Genomic DNA, 21,514 nt, shown 5'->3' on the forward strand with positions numbered 1-21,514 from the left:
AATACTGATGGTTAGTTTTATTTATAAAGCGGAGGATTTTTCTTTTCGTCTATATTCAAAAGGAGTGTAATTTGTTTCTTTTTTAAAAAGTTTGGTAAAGTAGGAGTAATTTCCATATCCGACTTTATCTGAGATGATATGTACTGGTAATGTAGTTTGAATGAGTAGCTCCTTAGCGATGTCTACTCTTTTTTTTGATGATATAGTTTACAAGAGAGAGTCCTTTTTCTTTCTTAAAAATTCTTGTTATATAATCTGGGCTTAAGTATACAATCTTTGCAATATTATCTCTTGTAATATTCTCATGATAATGTTCATCAATATAGTCACAAATTGTATTTACAACGTTTTTCTGAGAATGAATAAAATCTATGTATTGTAGCGAAATATCAACTAAGTAGGTAATATAAATTATCATATCATTGGGTGAACTTGTGGAGAAAAAAATACATGTTCCAAAATCGGTCTATTTGACAGAATGGGAAGATTTCGCCAAAATGCTATATGGGGAGGTAAGATTAGGTTTCCCTGATTTTATGATGGGAGTAATGAATCAACAAGTATTAGATGCAATTAGGGAGTCCAGTAGAGAACCAGGAAAAAGGATAGCTCCTTAAGAAGCTGAAAGGGCTAGTATTTGTTTAATTCTCCTAATAAAGGATATAATAACCTAGACAGCAATTCTACATAGATTAGTATTCGATTATTAGAAGGAGAATTTATTATATGAAGTTTAAAAATTATCTTGTCTTTAATGTTTCTGTAATTATTTTATTAGTGATTGTGTTAGTAGGAGTATTTGCACCAGAAACGCTTGAACAAACTTCAGCTAGTGCACAATCTTTTATTACAGATTCTTTTGGTTGGTATTATTTAATTGTCGTCACGTTTTTCGTGATAATATGTTTGTACTTATTATTAAGTCCGGTAGGGAGAATTAAATTAGGTAAACCTGAGGATAAGCCTGAATTTTCCCGAATAGTATGGTTAGCGATGCTTTTTAGCGCGGGAATGGGAATCGGACTTGTGTTTTACGGGACTGCGGAACCACTTAGTCATTATGCTATTAGTTCACCTACAAATGAGGTTGGCACAGAACAAGGCATGAAAGATGCAATGAGATTTACTTATTTTCATTGGGGAATTCATGCATGGGCAGTGTATGGAATTGTGGCATTAAGTCTTGCTTATACTACCTTTCGCAAGGGAGGAAAGACGTTAATTAGTTCGACCTTAAAACCATTGCTAGGTAATTCTATGGATGGACGATTAGGAAGAATCATTGATATTATCGCTGTTTTTGCGACAGTTACTGGAATAGCGACAACACTAGGATTCGGTGCTGTGCAAATAAATGGAGGGCTTTCCTTTCTTTATGGGATTCCTTCAAGTTTTTTAACTCAATTCATTATTATCGTAATAGTTACCATCTTATTTTTACTTTCAGCTGTCTCAGGATTAGGGAAAGGAATTAAGATCCTTAGTAATATGAATATGATATTAGCGTTTATCTTGCTTTTATTTGTATTTATTTTGGGAAATACAGTCTTTATCCTCAATTTATTTACAGATACATTGGGGACGTATTTACAGAATTTAGTGCGCATGAGCTTTCGCATTTCTCCTTTAAATGGTGAGAATCGTCAATGGATAAATACTTGGACCATTTTTTACTGGGCTTGGTGGATTGCATGGTCACCGTTTGTCGGAATTTTTATTGCTAGAATTTCCAAAGGAAGAACCATTCGTGAGTTTGTTACCTTTGTCTTATTTATTCCCTCAATAATTGGGTTTTTATGGTTTACAGTATTTGGCGGTAATGCGATGTTTATCGAGCATAAAGGATTAGGTACTATTTCCACTTTTGCAACGGAAGAAACATTATTTGCTCTTTTAGAACATTTTCCTCTTAGTGCGGTACTATCTATTTTAGCTATTGTATTAATTGGTGTGTTCTTTATTACCTCAGCAGATTCAGGTACATTTGTTTTAGGTATGCTTTCTGCCAATGGAATTCAGAATCCGAGCAATAGAATTAAAGTAATTTGGGGACTCTTACTTACCTCTATTTCGCTGGTCTTACTTTATTCAGGGGGATTAGATGGTTTACAAAATATGATGATTATTGCCGCTCTCCCTTTTTCCGTTATTATGATCTTAATGACGGTAAGTTTATTGAAGGAAGTGCATCGGGAGAAAGCAGAATATGAATCGAAGTGGAAAAAGAAAAAAGGCTCGATGTGATATCGAGCCTTTTTTCTTCTTAATCTTCTTTATCTTTATTAAACCATAACGGCTCATAATCATCGACTTCGCCATTATAATTGATTAATATTTCTTCGCCAGCTTTTATATCCTTATAAGCATAATAGTCAAATGTATGCTTATCAAAATTAATTTCATATGTTGCATTTGGTTCATAGGAATGGTTAAAAAGCATGCCGTATCCTAGAACAACAGCACTGTGGTTAATCCCATATTCATAAACATAATCTTCTAGTACTGTTCTTTCGATATATTTGTGCTGCTCATTTGGATATGGAACAACGGGAGCTTCATGGAATAAAGTACCTTTTTTGATATCACATGTAGCAAACACGCCTCTATTGAATTCTCCATCACTTAAGGGAGATGTTTTAATTTCAATCATAATTGATCACCTACAACTCTTTCTAAAGTATACTGCTATATCATACTCTAACATTGTTTCTATTATTTAGGAAATAAATAAAAAAATTTTTTATAAAAAAGAAATATTTCTTGTAATAAATTGACTTTTTAGCTAATAAAGGTTTGAGGATTAATAGTGTATAATGAGATAATATCCATTATGGAGTATTTTCCTTAAATGATTTCAACATAGTAAGGTGATGGCGTGTTAATAAACCTGAAACAAGGATGCTCGTAGTTTCTTATAATAAATAACATAAAAGGGTAAAGAACAGGAGAAAAAATGAAAAATTATAAAATGCTTATTCAATATGATGGCGGCCGTTACAAAGGATGGCAGCGTCTGGGAAATGGAGACCAATCCATTCAAGGAAAAATTGAAAATGTCTTAACAGAAATGGTAGGAGAAAAGATTGAAATTATAGGTTGCAGCAGAACAGATGCAGGGGTGCATGCTTTATCTCAAGTTGCCAATTTTAAAATGAAGAAAGAGATGACGGAAAAAGAAGTAATGAATTATTTAAACCACTACTTGCCGAATGATATTAGTATCTCAAAAGTACAAATCGTTCCTGATCGCTTTCATGCCAGATATAATGCAAAGGATAAAACGTATTTATATAAAATATGGAATAAATCGTATACCCATCCATTTATGCGTAAATATAGCATGCATGTAGAGAAAAGATTAAATCTAAAGAAAATGGAACAAGCAGCTGTCTATTTTGTGGGGAAACATGATTTTACAGCTTTCTCCAATGCTAAATCAAAGAAAAAGTCAATGGTGAAAGAAGTATACTATGTTGATATAAAAGAAGTAGACGGATTTATAGAAATTCGCGTGAGCGGCGATGGCTTCCTTTATAATATGGTCAGAAAAATAGTTGGTACATTGATTGAAGTTGGCCTAGGAAAAGTCGAAGCGGATACTATTCCAGCAATTTTGGAAACAAAAGATCGTAGTCTAACAGGCATGATGGCAGAAGCGAATGGATTATTTTTGGAAAAAGTAAAGTTTTAATAGAAGTGAAGACGAGCAAGTAGTTATTTCTGAACTACTTGCTTTTTTTGTATCGTTTTAATAGTTAGGGAACACTAGTGAGGGACAGAGTGATCGAATTAGTTCAGACTTTAGCGGCAAGAGATATACAAAGAAATTCACTATATGACTTTTAAAAATAAATTTTATACTATATATGTGAAAAGGTTTGCTTAAAAAAGAATGATTTGACGAATAAAAGGATAATTATATAAGATACAGAGATTTGTCACATCCTAAGGAAATAAAATAATTTTTGCATGTTGATATGAATTTATTTGGAGGAGGAAATTTTAGATGAATTATGCTGATGACAGTCTTATGCTTCATACCGATCTCTACCAAATTAACATGATGGAGACCTATTGGAGAGATAGGGTACATGAGCGAAAAGCTGTATTTGAACTTTATTTTCGCAAGCTGCCATTTGGTAATGGCTTTGCTGTTTTTGCTGGTTTAGAACGGATTTTATCTTATATAAAAAATTGCCGATTTACAGATAGTGATATTGATTATTTAAGAAATGAAGTTGGCTATAAGGAGGATTTTTTAGATTACCTAAAAAATGTTACTTTTTCAGGAGACATTTATTGCATGCAAGAAGGAGAGCTAGTATTTGCTAATGAACCTATTCTCCGTGTAGAAGCTTCACTTGCAGAAGCGCAATTAGTGGAGACTGCATTGTTAAATATTGTTAATTATCAAACGCTTATTGCCACGAAAGCTGCGAGAATGAAGCAGGTTATTGGCAGTCAAACGGCGATGGAGTTTGGGACAAGAAGAGCGCAGGAAATGGATGCGGCGATTTGGGGAACAAGGGCTGCCTTTATCGGAGGATTTTCTGCAACTAGTAATGTAAGGGCTGGTAAGATTTTTGGCATTCCTGTATCTGGTACACATGCCCATGCATTAGTTCAAGCGTATCAAGATGAATATGAAGCTTTTAAGAAATATGCGGAGGCGCATACAGACTGCGTTTTTTTAGTGGATACATATGATACACTTCGTTCCGGTATACCAAATGCCATAAAGATTGCAAAGGAATTTGGTGATAAAATTCATTTTAAAGGAATTCGCTTAGACAGTGGAGATTTAGCCTATCTTTCTAAGAAAGCAAGAGCAATGCTCGATGAAGCCGGGTTCTACGATGCGAAAATTATCGCATCGAATGATTTAGATGAGTATACAATTATGAATTTACAGGCAGAAGGAGCAAAGATTGATATTTGGGGAATTGGAACCAAGCTGATAACAGCGTTTGATCAGGCGGCATTAGGAGCTGTGTATAAATTAGTAAGCATTGAAAATGAATCAGGTGAAATGAGGGATACGATAAAATTATCTGGAAATCCGGAAAAGATATCTACACCAGGGCAGAAAAGAGTATATCGAATTATTAACAAGGAAAATGGTCATGCGGAAGGGGATTATATTACCCTCGCATCTGAAGCCATCACACAAGAGCCTTTAAAAATGTTTCATCCTGTTCATCCTTATTTAAATAAGGTGGTAACAAATTACCAGGCAATTGAATTACATCATCCAGTTATAAAGAATGGGCATATTCAAATAACGCCGCCACTATTAACCGATATTCAAAAAAAGGTCGAGGATAACCTAGAGTTGTTATGGAATGAATATAAAAGAACGCTCAATCCGGAAGAGTATCCAGTTGATTTAAGTAAAGCTTGCTGGGAGAACAAGCGCAATTATATAGAGAAAATGAAGGAAAAGACGAACCCAATTTAAAACAGAAGGGAAGAAAATATGGTGAGAAAAATAGGGGTTTATGGATCATCCTTTGATCCCATTACAAATGTTCATCTTTGGACGGCCAGTACAGTTGCTCATCGATGCAAGTTAGATAAAGTCATTTTTCTTCCTTCTTCGAGCAAAAGAAGAGATAAAACAATGGAAACAGCTGATGAACATCGTATAGAGATGGTTAATATGGCAATAGCTGACAATGATAAATTTGCATTCGATGACTATGAAATGAAGCAAGATGGCTGGGAAATCTATACGTATCACACGATGAATTATTTTAAAAAGTTACTTCCAGAAGACGAGGTATATTTCATTATGGGAGCCGATTTACTTGTTGATATTGGTCAAGGTAAATGGACCAAAGGGGAAGAATTAGTAGCGGAAAATCGATTTATCGTTATGGCTCGAAATGGGATTGATATGCTTTCCACGATCAGCCGCTCACCACTTCTTCGCAATCATGATGATGGGAAGACCTTTCACTTGTTAGATAAGGGACTGTCCATGGAAATAAGCTCTACTTATATACGAGAAGAGTTTTCAATGGGGGGAGAACCAAGGTATCTTTTGCCAGAAAAGTGTTATCAATATATAAAGAAAAATAAGTTATATCAATAAACCATTCTAAAAAAAGCATAAAAAAGAACAAAATTAATAAGAAATTAGTAATTGATGAATACTGAATAGTCTGATAGAATGAAGGCAAATCTAAAGGCTATGTGTAACTGGCGAAATACGGATAACCGTAGGGGAGCACATAGTGTCGTATGCCGTTCGCCTGGGCAGAGGTAAGGGAATGAACTCCTTGCCTTTTTCTTTTTTTACTATTGCGGTTGAAAAAGGGATGCAGGATGTTCCAAGCTTACAAAGAATATAATTGATGAAAAAGGGAGCAATGGAGATGAGCACTACGACTGTTAAAGAAGTAAAAACAATTAAAACGTTAAATAATATTGCAGCAAGTGGACTAAACGTATTTAAAAAAGGGAATTTTACAATGGATGATACGTGTGCCAATCCTGATGCGATACTTTTACGCAGCTTTAATATGCATGGGTTGGAATTGGGAGATAATTTAAAGGCAATAGCACGTGCAGGTGCAGGAGTAAATAATATACCAGTTGAACAATGTACTGCAAAAGGAATTGTTGTATTTAATACACCTGGTGCGAATGCAAATGCCGTAAAAGAGATGGTGCTCATGTCATTAATGGCTTCTTCCCGAAATTTATTTGAAGGAGTGTCATGGGCCAAAACCCTTGTTACGGAAGGGGATCAAGTTCCAAAACTTGTGGAAGCAGGTAAAAAACAATTTGTTGGTCATGAAATTAAAGGAAAAACACTAGGTGTAATTGGCTTAGGTGCAATTGGTGCTCTCGTAGCAAACGATGCTCTTGCTCTTGATATGGATGTTATTGGGTATGATCCATTTCTTTCTGTTGATACTGCCTGGAATTTGTCACGTAATGTCAAGCGAGCAATGACATTAGATCAATTATTTGCAGAGTCTGACTACATTACGGTTCATGTTCCATTAACAGAAGACACGAAGGGCATGTTTAATAAAAAGGCATTTTCCTTAATGAAACCAGGGACACAAATTCTAAATTTTTCTCGTGGAGAGCTAGTGAATGAAATAGACATGGCTGTTGCATTGGAAGATGGAAAGATCGGACGCTATATAACAGACTTCCCAAATGAAAATGTTCTCCAAATGAAAAATACGATTGCAATTCCACATCTTGGAGCATCTACAGGAGAATCAGAAGAAAATTGTGCAGTAATGGCAGCGCGTCAAGTAAAGGATTTCTTAGAAACCGGAAATGTTAAAAATGCAGTAAACTTTCCGAATGCATCTATCCCCTATGCGGGGAAACGTCGGGTGACGGCCTTCCATTTAAATGTTCCTAATATGGTTGGTCAAATGACACAAGTCATTTCTACTTATCAGTTAAATATTGCTGATATGATAAATAGAAGTCGAGGCGAGTATGCATACACGATGATAGATATTGATAACCAAGTAGCGGATGAGATTGTTCCTCTTTTATCTAAGCAATTAAAGGAAATCGACGGAATTGTAATGCTGAGAGTTATCTAAATACGTAATATAGGAAATAGACATGATAGGCTCTAAGGTGAAATGGATTTTTTGCCGGAGTCTATTTGTATATAATTGGATCTTGCTAGATTTGAAGTAGAGTGCTAAATGGTTCTCCCTATAGGATGGAAACACGTTTATTAAATTAGAATTTTTATAGTAAAAAGGGCTGTCCTATAAGACAACCCTTCAGTTTGTCGACAAAAGATTTTGGAGAAGTGGAATTGCATTATCATGTGTTGCTTGGAGTGGAGGGGGTGAGACTCCTGTGGGATTAGCGAGACAGCCTGAGACCCTACAGGCTGAAGGCCGAAGCGGCTCAGTGCGAGCCTCACGGAAAGCGAACCCCCGGAGCGGAAAGCAATACCCTGATTCAAAGAATAAAGTTTCTTTACTCAAACTTCCATTTCCAAAATACCGGAGTTTGTTTACAGTCAGAAGGGCTGTCCAACAGGACAACCCTTTTGCTTAATACGGTTTATTTAAATAACACACTTACTGACTTATGTTCATAAACGCGGCTGATGGCATCACTTAGTAATTCAGCAATAGATAACTGTGTAATCTTGTCGATTCTTTTTTCTTCCGTAAGTGGAATGCTGTTTGTTACAATCAATTCCTTAATTTGTGATTCTTGAATCATATCAATAGCTGGTTCAGATAAAACAGGATGAATACAGCATGCGTATATGTCTTCAGCTCCATTATCAAGTAAGGCTTTCGCGGCAGTAGTAATTCGATAAGAGGTATCCACTATATCGTCTATAATAATTGCCGTTTTTCCTTCAATATTACCAACAACGTTTACTTCGCGTGGACCGAAATCTTTTGGGCCTCGTTTATCGATAATAGCGATAGGTGCTTTTAAGCGGTCTGCGAGCTCACGTGCACGAGTTACGCTGCCGTGGTCTGGGGCAACTACAACAACATCATGTGAAAATTCTTTCGTATTTAAATAATCGGCAAGGAGCGGGATACCTACTAATTGATCAACTGGGATATTAAAGAAGCCTTGTGTTTGTGGTGCATGTAAATCTAAAGTTATCACACGGTCTGCACCAGATTTTTGAATTAAATTGGCAACTAGCTTAGCGGTAATGGGCTCTCTTGGCTGAGCTTTTCTATCTTGACGTGCATATCCATAATACGGAATAACAACGTTAATAGTGTTAACAGAAGCTCGTTTTAACGCATCTATCATGATAAGCAATTCCATAATACTTTGATTTACTGGATCACATGTAGATTGAATAACAAATACTTCGCAGCCGCGGACACTTTCTTCAATATTGATTTGAATTTCACCATCACTGAATTTTTTGACTGTACATTTTCCTAATTCGGTACCAAGATGATCCACGATTTCTTGAGCTAGTTCTAGCGACGAATTGAGTGCGAAAACTTTTAATTTGGTTCCTTGATATGTATTGGGCATGAATGCTTCCTCCTATAATTTGAACATTCTTAGTGATGATTCATTTTCCTAAAGATACTTCTATCAAATATTGTAGGTTACTGATATTTGCATTGCAACCTAATAATAGTTTTTTTCTTAATGAAACATCCTTCTCTTGCAAGTGGGAGCAATAGAATAGTATTAATACTTTATAGTCCAATAATCTGCTTTTCCAAACCTAAAATGAAAGATTGTTTTTTAAAAGAAACTTTTGCAATTCGATAAATACAGTGATTCGTGTATCTTGTCTTAGAATGTGCTAAACTATATTTCGTTAACTCTTGTTACATAAAAAAATTTAAATAGTATAACTGAAAAGAGAGTGATTAAACATGCAGCAAGAAACATTGTCTAGAGGATTGAAAAACAGACATGTTCAATTAATTGCAATTGGAGGAGCAATAGGAACAGGGCTTTTTCTAGGGGCTGGTAAATCAATCCACTTAGCGGGCCCATCTATTCTATTTGCCTACATCATAACTGGTATCATTTGTTTTTTGATTATGCGAGCACTAGGAGAACTGCTTTTATCTAATCTGGAATATCATTCCTTCGTAGATTTTGTAAATGACTATTTTGGCAAAAAAGCTGCCTTTGTAACAGGATGGACGTACTGGTTTTGTTGGATTTCGATTGCAATGGCAGATTTAACTGCTATCGGCTTGTATACAAAGCTTTGGTTTCCTCATGTACCTCAATGGTTACCAGGTTTTATTGCTTTAATTGTCTTACTTATTATGAACTTAGCTACAGTAAAGCTTTTTGGAGAGATGGAATTTTGGTTCGCTTTAGTTAAAGTTATTGCCATTATTGCATTAATTATTATTGGCTTCATTATGATAGTAAAAGGTTTTTCAACAGATGCGGGTCCTTCAAGCTTTACCAATCTGTGGAATCATGGCGGCATGTTTCCTAATGGAATGAATGGGTTTATTCTTTCTTTTCAAATGGTTGTTTTTGCTTTTGTAGGAATTGAATTAGTAGGGCTTACAGCTGGGGAAACTGAGAATCCTGAAAAGGTTATTCCAAAGGCAATTAATAATATTCCGATAAGAATTTTAATTTTTTATGTGGGGGCATTGCTTATTATTATGAGTATTTACCCTTGGAATGCCATTAATCCCGCTGAAAGTCCTTTTGTTCAAGTATTCCTGGCTGTTGGGATAACAGCAGCGGCAGGAATTGTGAACTTTGTCGTGTTAACTTCCGCAGCATCAGCCTGTAACAGTGCGATTTTTAGCACAAGCAGAATGATGTTTGCGTTGGCAAAGGAAAAGAATGCACCAGAATCTCTTGCTAAATTAACAAAAAATCAAGTGCCATCAAATGCGCTATTCTTTTCTGTGATTGTCGTGTTAATTGCTGTTATTTTAAATTACATCATGCCAGAAGGCGTATTTACGTTAATCACAAGCATATCGACCGTTTGCTTTATCTTTATTTGGGCAATTACTGTTCTTTGTCATTTAAAGTATCGTAAATCACGCCCAGCACTAGCGGCAAAAAATAAATTTAAAATGCCACTCTTTCCATTTGCAAATTATCTTATTCTTCTTTTTCTAGCGTTTGTCCTTGTTGTATTAGCGCTTGCTGAAGATACAAGAGTTGCATTATTTGTTACACCAGTCTGGTTTATCTTGTTATTGGTGATTTATCAAATTAAGTGGAAACAATCTGCAAATTAATAGATTTCTTTTAAAAATAGAGCCTGAAATTGATTTACATATCGGTTTCAGGCTTTGTTTTTTTGAGTGGCAAAAGATTTGAAAAAATCAAAAAAATATATTGACAAAATCTTCAATAAAATGCTATTATATTCTTCTTTTGAAAAGGAGGGAGAAGCATTGATTAAGGTTCAGGGAATCAATAAATCCTTTAAGGTTGCGAAGAGGGCAGCAGGTCTTCGAGAAGGACTGAAAGCTCTTGTTTCAAGGGAGCATACGATTGTCCATGCATTAAAGGATGTAAGTTTTACAATAAATCCTGGAGAAATTGTGGGGTATATCGGTCCAAATGGAGCAGGAAAATCAACGACGATTAAAGTAATGAGTGGTATTCTAGTACCAGACAGCGGCGCTTGTGAAATTATGGGCTATACCCCTTGGCAGGATCGTGTAGAATATGTGAAAAATATTGGCGTAGTTTTTGGGCAGCGATCCCAGCTATGGTGGGACGTCCCAGTAATTGATTCATTTGCCCTTTTAAAAGATATTTATCATGTATCAGACAAGGACTATAAGGAAACACTCTCGTTATTAATGGAAACACTCGAGTTAAAAGATATCATACATTCACCAGTAAGACAGCTCAGTTTAGGGCAGCGGATGCGTTGTGAAATTGCTGCTTCTCTTATCCATAATCCACAAATTCTCTTCTTAGATGAACCTACCATTGGTCTTGATGCCGTAAGCAAGATAGCAGTAAGAAATTTTATAAAAAAAATCAATAAACAAAAGAACGTAACGGTTATCCTGACAACACATGATATGTTTGATATCGAAGCACTATGTGACCGCGTTCTTCTAATAGGAAAAGGGAGCCTGTTATATGATGGGAATTTGCAGGAATTAAGAAGCCGTTTTGGCTCTCATCGTACCATTACTGCAGACTATAAATCTAGCAATGCACCAATTGAAATTCCAGGAGCCGATATTCTTTCTTGGACGGAGGAAAGAGCCATTTTAAGTGTAGATACATCGGTAATTTCTGTCTCGGAAGTTATTATGCAATTGTCTCATTCTCTGGATCTTGTCGACGTTTCTGTAACATCACAGCCGATTGAAGATATTATTGTACAGCTTTATAAGGAGTACGAAATATGAGGATAATTAAACCATATGTGGCTGTGTTAAGATTACGATTATTAAATGGGATGCAATACCGGGCAGCCGCTTTAGCGGGAGTGGCTACACAGTTTTTCTGGGGATTTATTTATATTATGATTTTTCAAGCTTTTTATGCACAAACGATGGGAGAACAGCCGATTTCCTTGGAAGAATTAGTTACTTATTTATGGTTGCAGCAATCTTTTTTAGCGTTTATTATGCTATGGTTTCGTGACAATGAATTGTTTGATTTAATAACGACAGGAAATATTGCCTATGAGTTATGCAGACCAATTGGGATTTATGAATACTGGTTTAGTAAGTTATTAGCGCAGCGGTTAGCAAGTGCGCTGCTAAGGTGCTTCCCCATACTATTACTGGCATTTCTCCTTCCGTCTGCTTATCGGCTAATGTTACCGCCAGATTTAAAAACATTTATATTATTTTGTATTTCCCTCTTATTAGGATTGTTCGTATTAGTGTCTATTTCTATGTTTATTTATATTTCCGTTTTTATTACGCTTTCCCCAATGGGATCTCTGTTAGTATTTGGTGTAGTAGGGGAGTTCTTTGCTGGAATGGTAATACCTATTCCGCTTTTGCCAGAGTGGCTTCAGCAAATTGTTTACCTTCTTCCCTTCCGATTAACGGCAGATTTTCCGTTTCGAGTCTATTCTGGTAACATTCCGAACAGCGAAGCAGTTGAAGGAATCATGATTCAATTAATATGGCTGGTAGCACTTGTGTTTCTTGGGAAAATGGCATTACATAAAGCGATGAAAAAAGTCATTGTACAAGGAGGGTAAATATTATGCGCCTTTATTTTCAATACCTTCTGCTATTATTTAAATCACAAATGCAGTATCGAACGTCTTTTTGGCTATTGTCATTAGGGCAGTTTCTTGTTCCCTTTTCTGCCTTTGCTGGATTATATTTCTTGTTTGAAAGGTTTGGGCAAATTAAAGGCTGGGATTTTTATGAGGTTGGTCTTTGTTTTGCTGTCATTCATATGGCTTTTGCATTAAGTGAATGCTTCGCAAGAGGATTTGATAATTTCTCCAGTCTTGTTGCCAGCGGTGATTTTGATAGATTGCTTGTTCGACCAAGGACGACTTTTATACAAGTGTTAGGTTCGAAATTTGAATTTACAAGAGTGGGAAGGTTATTGCAGAGTGTTATGGTTCTAGGGTGGGCTTTATTTAATCTAGCAATTGATTGGAACATAATGAAGTGCATCACCCTATTGTTAATGATTTTAAGTGGTGTTTTTATTTTTACAGGAATATTTATTTTGGCAGCGACTCTTAGCTTTTGGACCATTCAAGGATTGGAGATTGCTAATATTTTTACCGATGGTGGCAGGGAAATGGCTCAGTATCCATTAAATATTTATCAAAAATGGGTGACGCGTTTTTTTACTTTTGTTATTCCTTTTGGCGCTGTCAATTATTTACCTTTGCTTTACCTCCTTGGTAAGGGAGGAGAAGCAGAATGGTTATATATGCTAACACCGCTGGCAGGTATTCTATTTATCCTTCCTTGTATTCTTGTGTGGATAGTTGGTGTGCGTCACTATCGGTCAACCGGTTCGTAATATGGAATGTTTCCTAATCTATTAATGGTGGTATAAATCTAGTAGATAAATATATACATCATGAAATAATGGGAGGCGTTTTAAAATGAATAAAGATTCAAACACAAACCCTGCAGGCAAAACTCATCAGCCTGACGAGAAGAAACAAAAGGATGAAGCTTCAAAAGGATTGAAAGAAACGCATGATCAAGCAAATGATAGTTTAACAGAAGGAACAATTGATAAGAAAAAAAACAAAGAATAACCATTTTAAACTTTAAGAAGATGGAGAAAACGAGGAATCGTTTTCTCCATCTTCTTTATGTCACTAAATAATAGATAAGGGGGCAAGAAGAGGATATAATTATAGCGGAAAAAATAAAGTAAAGAAAGGTTGTTGGAATGAAAAAAAGATGGAAGATATTAATTGGCTTTTTGGTTTTGTTGCTTATCCTATTTGGTGCCTATCAACTAATGAACGCTCGATCTTTTCAATTATTCGGTGGATTAACCGATTATGTAAAGACAAAGGAGAAAGTAGTTGCTTTAACATTTGATGATGGACCTACTAAAAATGTAGATGATATTCTGTCCTTACTAGATGCTTACGATGCAAAAGCAACTTTTTTTCTAATTGGAAATGAAATAGAAAAAAATCCTCTTTTGGCAGAGGAAATTGCGGAAAAAGGACATCAACTTGGAAATCATACATACTCACATGAGCGTATGATATTTAAGTCGCAAGCTTTTATAAGGAATGAAGTAGAAAAAACAAATCAATTAATTGAAAAAGCTGGTTATACAGGTGAAATAGACTTCAGACCGCCTAATGGAAAGAAGCTAGTTGGGCTTCCTTATTTCTTGAAACAAGCAGAAATAGATACGATTCTATGGAACATGGAGCCTGATACGTATTATCAGACAGCAGAAGACAAGATAAACTATGTGAAAGAGTCAGTAAAGCCAGGGTCCATTATTTTGATGCACCCAATGTATGATAAGACAGGGCAAGAACGAAAAGCGCTAAAAGGAATTTTAAAAACACTAACAGAAGCTGGGTATACATTTGTTACGGTTAATGAACTTCAAGAGATGGCAGATAGCAATAATTAATTGTTAAATAGCAAAGAGAAAAAGGTATGTGGATTTTAGCCAGATACCTTTTTTTATGAATGAAATACCTTAGCTTTCACGTTTCACTGCAAAGGGTGGATGCTCCATCCAGCCATTTTTAATCATAATTTTAGCAGCATCTTCTGTAAATAAACCTATCTGTGTTAATGCTCTTGTATACATAAAGGCAATATCATGCCGACCATTTACAGCTATTGAGTTTCCAAAGGATCTGATTTTCATCGAAAACATATCCATTTTATGAAATAACATTATTTTATCCGAAAAAGGAGAAACGGTTGATGTTGTAATTAAGTGATCAAGAAACGATGGTGTTGGTAAATGATCATTATGTAGTTTTTCCATATACTGTTCAACATGTTTATCGGTAAAGTTCTTTCCTCTTATAAAGAGTTCTCGAATCTCTTCTTGTTGGACAACCTGACTAAATGCCATTATCAATGCTTTACTCGCAACATTGTTCTCGATATTATCGTAAAGATGTGCTATTTCTAAAGCATGTAAAGATCTCACATGTCCAAAATACCCATTTAAAAAATCCTTCTGAACAAACATTTGACTTTCAGGAATGGGAATAATAGGCGGTTTACGGGTGAAGCCCTTTTTCATTAATATTTCCTTAATTTGCTCTATTAAACGTACGGTAGAACTCATACAATATTGGAAAAATTCTTTTACATCCTTTCGAAAAACAAGGGGAATAGCTACGTTATAAATGCTTATTCCAGCCTTAGCGGCATACTTAAGATAATGAACATAGTATTCATCTTCAAACAAACGAGGAGCATGAAGGTTTACATCTTCTTCTAGGGAAAAACCCTTTGGCAATGGAAAATTCTCCTTTGAAAGTATTTCTGCTGATATAGATAAAAATTCTGTGCTCAACTTTAAGGCATTTTTCAATAGCTTTTTAATATCAGAATCCTCGACATGCTGAAGGAAATAATGGAGAAAACATTTTGACATGCTGTTGCCCATATAAGTTGCCCAAAGTTTACCTAATTCCGCTGATGTTAGCTTTTCACTTAGGTCAGTTTGTTTTAAATCTATATTCAATGGTTTTGGTCTCGCGTCCATCTCAAAAAACTCCTTTAGTTGGTTTTGTTTTAGTATTCACAGACATATTTAATCGTATGCTAAATTTACCTATTAATATTGAATCAATTTTTTAGCTTTTTCCTTTTTATAAGGGAAGACCTTTCACTCTATGTACCAATCGTTTAGAATAATTACAGAAAAGAAAACTTATGGGAGTAGAAAATGAAAATACTAATAGTTGAAGATGATAAAACAATTGCTTCTGGTTTAGATTACAGTTTACAAAGTGAAAATTATGAAACAATTATTTGTCATGATGCCAAAGGTGCGAGAAAAACGATAGAGGCAGAGCTTAACCATATCGATCTATGTTTATTTGACTTGTCTCTGCCAGATGGTTCTGGTTATGAATTATGTGAGCTTGTGAAAAGTAAATCAGATAAGCCCGTTATCTTTTTAACGGCATTAGATGATGAAGTTAATGTAGTAATGGGACTTGATATGGGGGCAGATGACTATATTACTAAACCGTTTCGCCTGAGAGAGCTTCTTTCAAGAATAAAATCCGTATTGCGCCGCTACAATGTACAGCCCCAAAATACTCCTTTCATCGAAATCGACGATATACGTATTAATACTTTGGAAGGAAAGATCTATAAAAAGGATGAAGAAGTAGTAGTCACGGCCCTGGAATACCGGTTATTTTTGATATTCGCCAATAATTTAGGCCAAGTTTTAACAAGGACACAGCTATTGGAGCGAATCTGGGATGTTGCAGGGGATTTTGTTAATGACAATACCTTAACAGTTTACATTAAAAGGCTCCGCGAGAAATTAGAAGATAATCCCCAAAAGCCAACCATTATAAAAACTGTCCGTGGTCTTGGTTATAAGGTAGGTGACTAGTAATGCTTCGTAATCGGGAATGGAAAGTACTGATACTTATTTTAGCAATCATAAGCATAGTAGCGATTATATATGCGCTTACCGTCTTTTCTTTCGCTGTGGCCGCATATTTGCTTAGCGTTATCAGCATTATTTTTATTAGCTTTTTTTTATTTACAAGATTCCGTTATAAGGAAATAGAAAACCTTTCGAGCTACTTACAGCGAATAAGTAATGGAGATGAAAGTCTGGACATCCGCGACAATGTCGAAGGTGAATTAAGTATTTTAAAAAATAATATCTATAAAGTTACCTTAATGCTTTCTGAACATAGCTCACTTCTTCGTCAGGAAAAATTGAAACTGACAGATGCAATTTCTGATATCTCTCATCAATTGAAAACACCGCTGACTTCCATGGTGGTAATGACTGATTTGTTAAGCAATCCCCATCTAGAGGAATCAAAACGGCGTGAGTTTACGAATAATATCTCGATACAGCTGGAAAGAATGGAGTGGTTAGTTTCTTCTTTGCTGAAATTATCGAAAATGGATGCTGGGACGATTCCTTTTAAAAAGGAAAAAGTAGTTGTGAAAGCACTAATTCATAAGGCGGTTGAACCAGTATTAATTCCGATCGATATAAAAGAACAGACTTTGCAGATTACTGGAGATGATAGTGTTACATACATAGGTGATTTTAACTGGACAGTAGAAGCAATAATAAATATTTTAAAAAATTGTGTAGAACACACCGGAGAAGGTGGACAAATACACATTAGTTTCGCAGAAAATGTTTTGTTTACAGAAATAGTTATTCACGATAACGGCAAAGGCATCGCTAAAAAAGATTTACCTTATATTTTTAAACGATTTTATAAAGGGGAAAATGCTAGTGAAGACAGCATCGGCATAGGCTTAGCAATGGCCTATAGTATTATAAAAAGCCAGCATGGGGATATTGAAGTAAGAAGTAAGATAGGAAAAGGAACTACTTTTCATATTAAATTCTATAAACAAGTGATTTAGTGAAATTGAATTATGGATGATAGCAGAAATTAGAATAGATGAAAAAGAGAATTCGTTTTACTGTGGGGAGGCGTTCATTAAAGGAATGAACGCCATAATTTGTTCGGATGGAAGGGGAAATGGTGTTCATAAAGAGGATGAAAGCCAAAATTGGTTCGACCGGAAGGAAAAGTGGTGTTCATAGAGGGAATGAAAGCCAAAATTGGTGCGGCAGGAAGGGAAAATGGTGTTCATAAAGAGGATGAAAGCCAAAATTGGTTGGGCAGGAAGGAAAAGTGGTGTTCATAGAGGGAATGAAAGCCAAAATTGGTTCGACCGGAAGGAAAAATGGTGTTCATAGAGGGAATGAAAGCCAAAATTGGTTCGGTAGGAAGGGAAAATGGTGTTCATAAAGAGGATGAAAGCCAAAACTGGTTGGGCAGCAAGGAAAAATGGTGTTCATAGAGTTAATGAAAGCGGGAATTCGAAAAAGTAGTGTTCAACCAAAGAACCCCCAATATCAATAAATTAACACAAAAGAGCTATAAACCATTTAAAGTGACTAAATTGTCACTTTAAAGTCACTCAATAGTCACTTTAGACAGGTAGACTAAGAGCATCAAGTAATTGGAGGGCGAATAAATGGAAATTTTAAAAATAGAAAATCTGTCTAAAGTATATGGAAAAGGGGAAACAGCTGTTAAAGCATTGGATAACGTATCCTTTTCTGTTAATAAGGGTGAGTTTGTAGCGATAATTGGACCATCTGGGTCAGGGAAATCGACTTTGCTTCATATGCTAGGTGGGGTAGATAGACCAACAAGTGGAAAAGTTTTTGTAGATAATACAGATATTTATCAATTAAATGAAACACAATTAGCTATTTTTAGAAGAAGACAAATTGGTCTTATCTATCAATTTTATAACTTAATCCCCATTTTGTCGGTAGAAGAAAATATTACGCTGCCTCTTCTATTAGATAATCACAAGGTAGATAAAGAACAATTTAATCGCATTGTTTCGATATTAGGTCTGCAGCAAAGATTAGATCACCTGCCTAATCAATTATCTGGGGGACAGCAGCAGCGTGTATCCATTGGACGAGCACTTATCAGTAATCCCGCAATTATGCTGGCAGATGAGCCTACAGGGAATTTAGACAGTAAAAATAGTGAAGAGATTATGGAACTATTAAAAATGTTTAATAAAACCTATAATCAAACACTTATTGTAATTACTCATGATGAACGGATTGCCTTACAAGCGGATCGTGTCATTTCGGTTGAAGATGGAAAAATCGCCAAAAATGAGGTGATTCGTCCATGAATATAATGAATAAACTTACTTTGAGAAATTTAAAGGAGAACAAGCGAAGAACACTAGTGACGATTATTGGCGTCATTATTTCTGTCAGTATGCTGACAGCTGTTGCCACCCTTGGTGTTTCTTTTATTGATTTATTAAAAAGAGATACGATAGCAAGGGGCGGAGAATGGCATGCGCAGTTTATAGGCGTGAATAGTGAGCAAGCTAAAGAGCTAAAAAAAGACAGCAAAATCGAAAAGGTTATCTTATCAAATGATTTGGGTTATGCGGAATGGAAGGATTCAAAAAACGATAATAAACCGTACTTATTTTTTAAACAATATGATGAGCAAGGATTTGAGCAATTTCCAATTCGTTTAAAAGAAGGAACATATCCAAAATCTTCGAATGAAATTATCATATCTGATGAAATGAGGAAGAAAGGGAATAGTTCTTATGCCATCGGTAAGGAAATAAAAGTTAGTATTGGGGAAAGACATGTAAAATCAGATGGAGAAGATACGATATTAACACAAACAGATCCTTTGCAAAGGAATGAAGAAGGAGAAAAAACGGAGGAAATCCAGCAAGCCAAAGCAGCTACATTCAAAATTGTGGGGATTATGGAAACCCCATCATGGGAATCTTCATGGGCACCAGGCTATACAGTTATTAGCTATTTGGACCAAAAGGAGTTAACGACTAACAGCAGCGTCAATGCAAGTGTAGTAATGAAAAAGGTAAAGCAATCTTTATTTGAGGACATGGAATCCTCTGCAAAGAAATTATCTATCGCCAAAGTGAATTTTAATGATGAGCTCCTGCGTTATGAGGGGGTATCTTCACATGATAATGTGCTTGTTACGATGTATTCTCTATTAGGAATTATCATACTTGTAATTGTAATTGGTTCTGTGGCATTGATTTATAATGCTTTTGCCATCAGTGTGTCAGAACGGGCAAGACATTTAGGCATGCTTTCCAGTGTCGGCGCAACGAAGAAACAAAAAAGAAATTCAGTGTTTTTTGAAGGCACAGTTATAGGAGGCATCAGCATCCCGATAGGAATCCTTGCGGGACTAGCAGGAATTGGCGCGACATTCTATTTTATAAACAAATATTTTAAAGAAGCTTTAAACACTACAGAAGGTTTAAATGTAGTAGTAACGCCTTATTCTATCTTATTTTCCATTCTGATTTCCATTGTAACAATTTTTATTTCTACCTATCTGCCAGCAAGGAAGGCATCAAAGATTTCAGCAATAGATGCAATTAGACAAACACAAGATATTAAATTATCTGGAAAAAAAGTAAAAACTTCTAAACTTGTGCGCAAGGTATTTGGCTTAGAAGCGGAAATTGGCTTGAAAAATTTAAAACGTAATAAACGAAGATATCAAACAACTGTTTTTTCATTAGTTATAAGTATTTTGCTTTTCTTAACCGTAGCATATTTCACAGATAATATGAAAAAATCAGTTGGGTTATCACAGAAAAATATTGATTATGATATTGCAGTGTCTGCGGATTCTCATACTACAGAGGAAGAGATGAAGATTTTAGCCAATGCACCTAGTGTTACAAAAAGTAATTTAATTAAAAGCACCTATGTGAACACTTATCTTCCTGAAGATGTGTTAAGTAAAAATAATAGAGAAAAAGTGAAGAAAGATAAAACTATTCTGGAGAATGGTAAACTATCATTTAATGTGAACTTCTTTGTGCTATCTGATACAGCTATGCAGAAATATGCTAAAACTGCAGGCTTTAATTCCCAAGAATATACAAATCCTAATGTTCCAAAAGGTATTGTAATAGAGAATGTTTCCTATTTGGATCCAAATGAAAAGAAATTTGTGGAAGAAAAGGTGATGAACGCAAAACCTGGTGATTATATGGATCTCTACCGCTACAATATGGACGAGGAAAAGGATGAAAAGTTTAATAAGATTCAAATTGGCGCATTTACTAATGAAACGATAATGGGGATTGATGCTAATAGTTATGGAACGATTACCATGATTATATCCGATGAGGTTGCAAAGGAATTATTTAAAAATGAAAATTTGGTTATGAATTACACACTCTATTTAAACAGCGAAAATCCAGAGAAGGCCCAAGAGGAATTAGAAGATCTGAAAACAAGCTCGGTCTATATTTACAATGTCGAAAAGGATCGTAAGCAATCAGAGCAGATGATTATGATGATGTCTGTCTTTATGTATGGGTTTATTACCCTCATTTCATTAATTAGTATTGCTAATATCTTTAATACCATTTCTACAAGCATTTCTTTGCGGAAAAGAGAGTTTGCTATGCTGCGTTCGGTTGGAATGACGCCAACTGGCTTTAATAAAATGATCTATTTTGAGAGCATTTTTTATGGAATAAAAGCATTGATGTATGGTCTTCCAATTAGTATTGGAGTAATAGCTATCATATACTGGTCGATAAGCAATACATTTGAATATGGTTTTGCGCTTCCATGGATGAGTATTCTCTATGTAGTTATTGCCATATTTATCATTGTCGCTTCAGCTATGCTATATTCAGTCAGCAAAATTAAGAAAGAAAATATTATCGATGGCTTAAAGCAAGAGAATATTTAATAGAAATAAATAAGAATGAGAAAAACTCGTCCATTTTGGCGGGTTTTTTTCATAGGAAAAAGCAAGCAGGTAAGTGCAAGAAGAATGTAGAATCAGTAAGTACGA

General features: G+C 35.3%; 21 protein-coding genes and 1 riboswitch. Of the genes, 17 read left to right on the forward strand and 4 right to left on the reverse strand.

Annotation, left to right across the window (positions count from 1 at the left end; genetic code table 11):
- Positions 1–21 precede the first annotated feature (21 nt).
- Positions 22–204: a helix-turn-helix domain-containing protein gene (locus tag C2I06_RS26000; RefSeq protein ID WP_123259095.1), complete on the reverse strand. Its 183-nt coding sequence runs from the start codon at positions 202–204 to the stop codon at positions 22–24.
- Between the two features lie 230 nt (positions 205–434).
- Here C2I06_RS26000 and C2I06_RS01980 point away from each other — a divergent pair, with 230 nt between their 5' ends.
- Entirely contained in the window at positions 435–617 is a 183-nt protein-coding gene (locus tag C2I06_RS01980; protein WP_176474249.1) for a hypothetical protein, read from the forward strand.
- 109 nt (positions 618–726) lie between these two features.
- Complete coding sequence (locus tag C2I06_RS01985; RefSeq protein WP_123257361.1) at positions 727–2,244, forward strand: glycine betaine uptake BCCT transporter; 1,518 nt, start codon at positions 727–729, stop codon at positions 2,242–2,244.
- A 19-nt stretch (positions 2,245–2,263) separates the two neighbouring features.
- Here the strand turns inward: C2I06_RS01985 and C2I06_RS01990 are convergent, their stop codons facing one another.
- Positions 2,264–2,650 carry an SET domain-containing protein gene (locus C2I06_RS01990; protein WP_095333189.1) on the reverse strand — a complete coding sequence of 129 codons (387 nt, stop codon included), beginning with the start codon at positions 2,648–2,650 and terminating at the stop codon, positions 2,264–2,266.
- 303 nt (positions 2,651–2,953) lie between these two features.
- On the opposite strand from C2I06_RS01990, the gene truA reads away from it, so the two are divergent.
- From truA to C2I06_RS02010, 4 genes are all read left to right on the forward strand, one after another.
- Entirely contained in the window at positions 2,954–3,691 is a 738-nt protein-coding gene (truA, locus tag C2I06_RS01995) for a tRNA pseudouridine(38-40) synthase TruA (RefSeq protein ID WP_095333187.1), read from the forward strand.
- 315 nt (positions 3,692–4,006) lie between these two features.
- Entirely contained in the window at positions 4,007–5,458 is a 1,452-nt protein-coding gene (locus C2I06_RS02000; protein WP_095333185.1) for a nicotinate phosphoribosyltransferase, read from the forward strand.
- A gap of 18 nt (positions 5,459–5,476) precedes the next feature.
- Entirely contained in the window at positions 5,477–6,094 is a 618-nt protein-coding gene (gene nadD, locus C2I06_RS02005) for a nicotinate-nucleotide adenylyltransferase (protein WP_217279794.1), read from the forward strand.
- Positions 6,095–6,187: 93 nt separating this feature from the next.
- Positions 6,188–6,267: riboswitch (ZMP/ZTP riboswitch) on the forward strand.
- Positions 6,268–6,377: 110 nt separating this feature from the next.
- Positions 6,378–7,577, forward strand: coding sequence for a phosphoglycerate dehydrogenase (locus C2I06_RS02010; RefSeq protein ID WP_095333183.1), 1,200 nt, complete (start codon positions 6,378–6,380; stop codon positions 7,575–7,577).
- A gap of 478 nt (positions 7,578–8,055) precedes the next feature.
- Here the strand turns inward: C2I06_RS02010 and C2I06_RS02020 are convergent, their stop codons facing one another.
- Positions 8,056–9,012 (reverse strand): ribose-phosphate diphosphokinase, encoded by a 957-nt coding sequence (locus tag C2I06_RS02020; RefSeq protein WP_095333181.1) that lies wholly within the window; start codon positions 9,010–9,012, stop codon positions 8,056–8,058.
- 353 nt (positions 9,013–9,365) lie between these two features.
- Between C2I06_RS02020 and C2I06_RS02025 the strand changes: the two genes are divergently transcribed.
- The 6 genes from C2I06_RS02025 to C2I06_RS02050 all read left to right on the forward strand — a co-directional run bounded on the left by C2I06_RS02025 (position 9,366) and on the right by C2I06_RS02050 (position 14,544).
- Positions 9,366–10,718, forward strand: coding sequence for an amino acid permease (locus C2I06_RS02025; RefSeq protein ID WP_095333179.1), 1,353 nt, complete (start codon positions 9,366–9,368; stop codon positions 10,716–10,718).
- A gap of 159 nt (positions 10,719–10,877) precedes the next feature.
- Positions 10,878–11,855 (forward strand): ABC transporter ATP-binding protein, encoded by a 978-nt coding sequence (locus C2I06_RS02030; protein WP_249928269.1) that lies wholly within the window; start codon positions 10,878–10,880, stop codon positions 11,853–11,855.
- The gene (locus tag C2I06_RS02035) at positions 11,852–12,664 is read left to right on the forward strand and encodes an ABC transporter permease (protein WP_217279807.1); all 813 of its coding nucleotides are present in this window, start codon (positions 11,852–11,854) and stop codon (positions 12,662–12,664) included. Before C2I06_RS02030 ends, C2I06_RS02035 begins: the two co-directional genes overlap by 4 nt.
- 5 nt (positions 12,665–12,669) lie before the next feature.
- Complete coding sequence (locus C2I06_RS02040) at positions 12,670–13,452, forward strand: ABC transporter permease (RefSeq protein WP_095333177.1); 783 nt, start codon at positions 12,670–12,672, stop codon at positions 13,450–13,452.
- An 85-nt stretch (positions 13,453–13,537) separates the two neighbouring features.
- Complete coding sequence (locus C2I06_RS02045; protein WP_095333175.1) at positions 13,538–13,696, forward strand: YozQ family protein; 159 nt, start codon at positions 13,538–13,540, stop codon at positions 13,694–13,696.
- Between the two features lie 137 nt (positions 13,697–13,833).
- Positions 13,834–14,544 (forward strand): polysaccharide deacetylase family protein, encoded by a 711-nt coding sequence (locus tag C2I06_RS02050; RefSeq protein ID WP_123257363.1) that lies wholly within the window; start codon positions 13,834–13,836, stop codon positions 14,542–14,544.
- Between the two features lie 69 nt (positions 14,545–14,613).
- On the opposite strand, the gene C2I06_RS02055 is transcribed toward C2I06_RS02050, so the two are convergent.
- Positions 14,614–15,642: a DUF3231 family protein gene (locus C2I06_RS02055; protein WP_095333171.1), complete on the reverse strand. Its 1,029-nt coding sequence runs from the start codon at positions 15,640–15,642 to the stop codon at positions 14,614–14,616.
- Positions 15,643–15,825: 183 nt separating this feature from the next.
- Between C2I06_RS02055 and C2I06_RS02060 the strand changes: the two genes are divergently transcribed.
- The 5 genes from C2I06_RS02060 to C2I06_RS02075 all read left to right on the forward strand — a co-directional run bounded on the left by C2I06_RS02060 (position 15,826) and on the right by C2I06_RS02075 (position 21,409).
- Positions 15,826–16,509 carry a response regulator transcription factor gene (locus C2I06_RS02060; protein WP_095333169.1) on the forward strand — a complete coding sequence of 228 codons (684 nt, stop codon included), beginning with the start codon at positions 15,826–15,828 and terminating at the stop codon, positions 16,507–16,509.
- Between the two features lie 2 nt (positions 16,510–16,511).
- A complete protein-coding gene (locus tag C2I06_RS02065) occupies positions 16,512–17,516 on the forward strand; it encodes a sensor histidine kinase (RefSeq protein WP_123257364.1) in 1,005 nt (334 codons plus the stop codon).
- 150 nt (positions 17,517–17,666) lie between these two features.
- Positions 17,667–17,804 (forward strand): hypothetical protein, encoded by a 138-nt coding sequence (locus tag C2I06_RS24805; protein WP_164463599.1) that lies wholly within the window; start codon positions 17,667–17,669, stop codon positions 17,802–17,804.
- A gap of 333 nt (positions 17,805–18,137) precedes the next feature.
- A complete protein-coding gene (locus C2I06_RS02070) occupies positions 18,138–18,821 on the forward strand; it encodes an ABC transporter ATP-binding protein (protein WP_047941584.1) in 684 nt (227 codons plus the stop codon).
- Positions 18,818–21,409 carry an ABC transporter permease gene (locus tag C2I06_RS02075; RefSeq protein WP_123257365.1) on the forward strand — a complete coding sequence of 864 codons (2,592 nt, stop codon included), beginning with the start codon at positions 18,818–18,820 and terminating at the stop codon, positions 21,407–21,409. The genes C2I06_RS02070 and C2I06_RS02075 overlap by 4 nt, the downstream gene beginning before the upstream one ends.
- Positions 21,410–21,514: the final 105 nt, after the last annotated feature.

The organism is Niallia circulans (assembly GCF_003726095.1).
Lineage (GTDB): Bacteria > Bacillota > Bacilli > Bacillales > Cytobacillaceae > Niallia > Niallia circulans_A.

Bases quoted from the DNA above. Each gene is read 5' to 3' on its own strand.
- C2I06_RS02070 (WP_047941584.1), top strand. From the start codon at position 18,138: ATGGAAATTTTAAAAATAGAAAATCTGTCTAAAGTATATGGAAAAGGG.
- C2I06_RS02025 (WP_095333179.1), top strand. From the start codon at position 9,366: ATGCAGCAAGAAACATTGTCTAGAGGATTGAAAAACAGACATGTTCAA.
- C2I06_RS02060 (WP_095333169.1), top strand. From the start codon at position 15,826: ATGAAAATACTAATAGTTGAAGATGATAAAACAATTGCTTCTGGTTTA.
- nadD (WP_217279794.1), top strand. From the start codon at position 5,477: ATGGTGAGAAAAATAGGGGTTTATGGATCATCCTTTGATCCCATTACA.
- C2I06_RS02020 (WP_095333181.1), bottom strand. From the start codon at position 9,012: ATGCCCAATACATATCAAGGAACCAAATTAAAAGTTTTCGCACTCAAT.
- C2I06_RS02075 (WP_123257365.1), top strand. From the start codon at position 18,818: ATGAATATAATGAATAAACTTACTTTGAGAAATTTAAAGGAGAACAAG.
- C2I06_RS02035 (WP_217279807.1), top strand. From the start codon at position 11,852: ATGAGGATAATTAAACCATATGTGGCTGTGTTAAGATTACGATTATTA.
- C2I06_RS02010 (WP_095333183.1), top strand. From the start codon at position 6,378: ATGAGCACTACGACTGTTAAAGAAGTAAAAACAATTAAAACGTTAAAT.
- C2I06_RS02040 (WP_095333177.1), top strand. From the start codon at position 12,670: ATGCGCCTTTATTTTCAATACCTTCTGCTATTATTTAAATCACAAATG.
- C2I06_RS02000 (WP_095333185.1), top strand. From the start codon at position 4,007: ATGAATTATGCTGATGACAGTCTTATGCTTCATACCGATCTCTACCAA.
- truA (WP_095333187.1), top strand. From the start codon at position 2,954: ATGAAAAATTATAAAATGCTTATTCAATATGATGGCGGCCGTTACAAA.
- C2I06_RS02055 (WP_095333171.1), bottom strand. From the start codon at position 15,642: ATGGACGCGAGACCAAAACCATTGAATATAGATTTAAAACAAACTGAC.
- C2I06_RS01985 (WP_123257361.1), top strand. From the start codon at position 727: ATGAAGTTTAAAAATTATCTTGTCTTTAATGTTTCTGTAATTATTTTA.
- C2I06_RS01990 (WP_095333189.1), bottom strand. From the start codon at position 2,650: ATGATTGAAATTAAAACATCTCCCTTAAGTGATGGAGAATTCAATAGA.
- C2I06_RS02065 (WP_123257364.1), top strand. From the start codon at position 16,512: ATGCTTCGTAATCGGGAATGGAAAGTACTGATACTTATTTTAGCAATC.
- C2I06_RS02045 (WP_095333175.1), top strand. From the start codon at position 13,538: ATGAATAAAGATTCAAACACAAACCCTGCAGGCAAAACTCATCAGCCT.
- C2I06_RS02050 (WP_123257363.1), top strand. From the start codon at position 13,834: ATGAAAAAAAGATGGAAGATATTAATTGGCTTTTTGGTTTTGTTGCTT.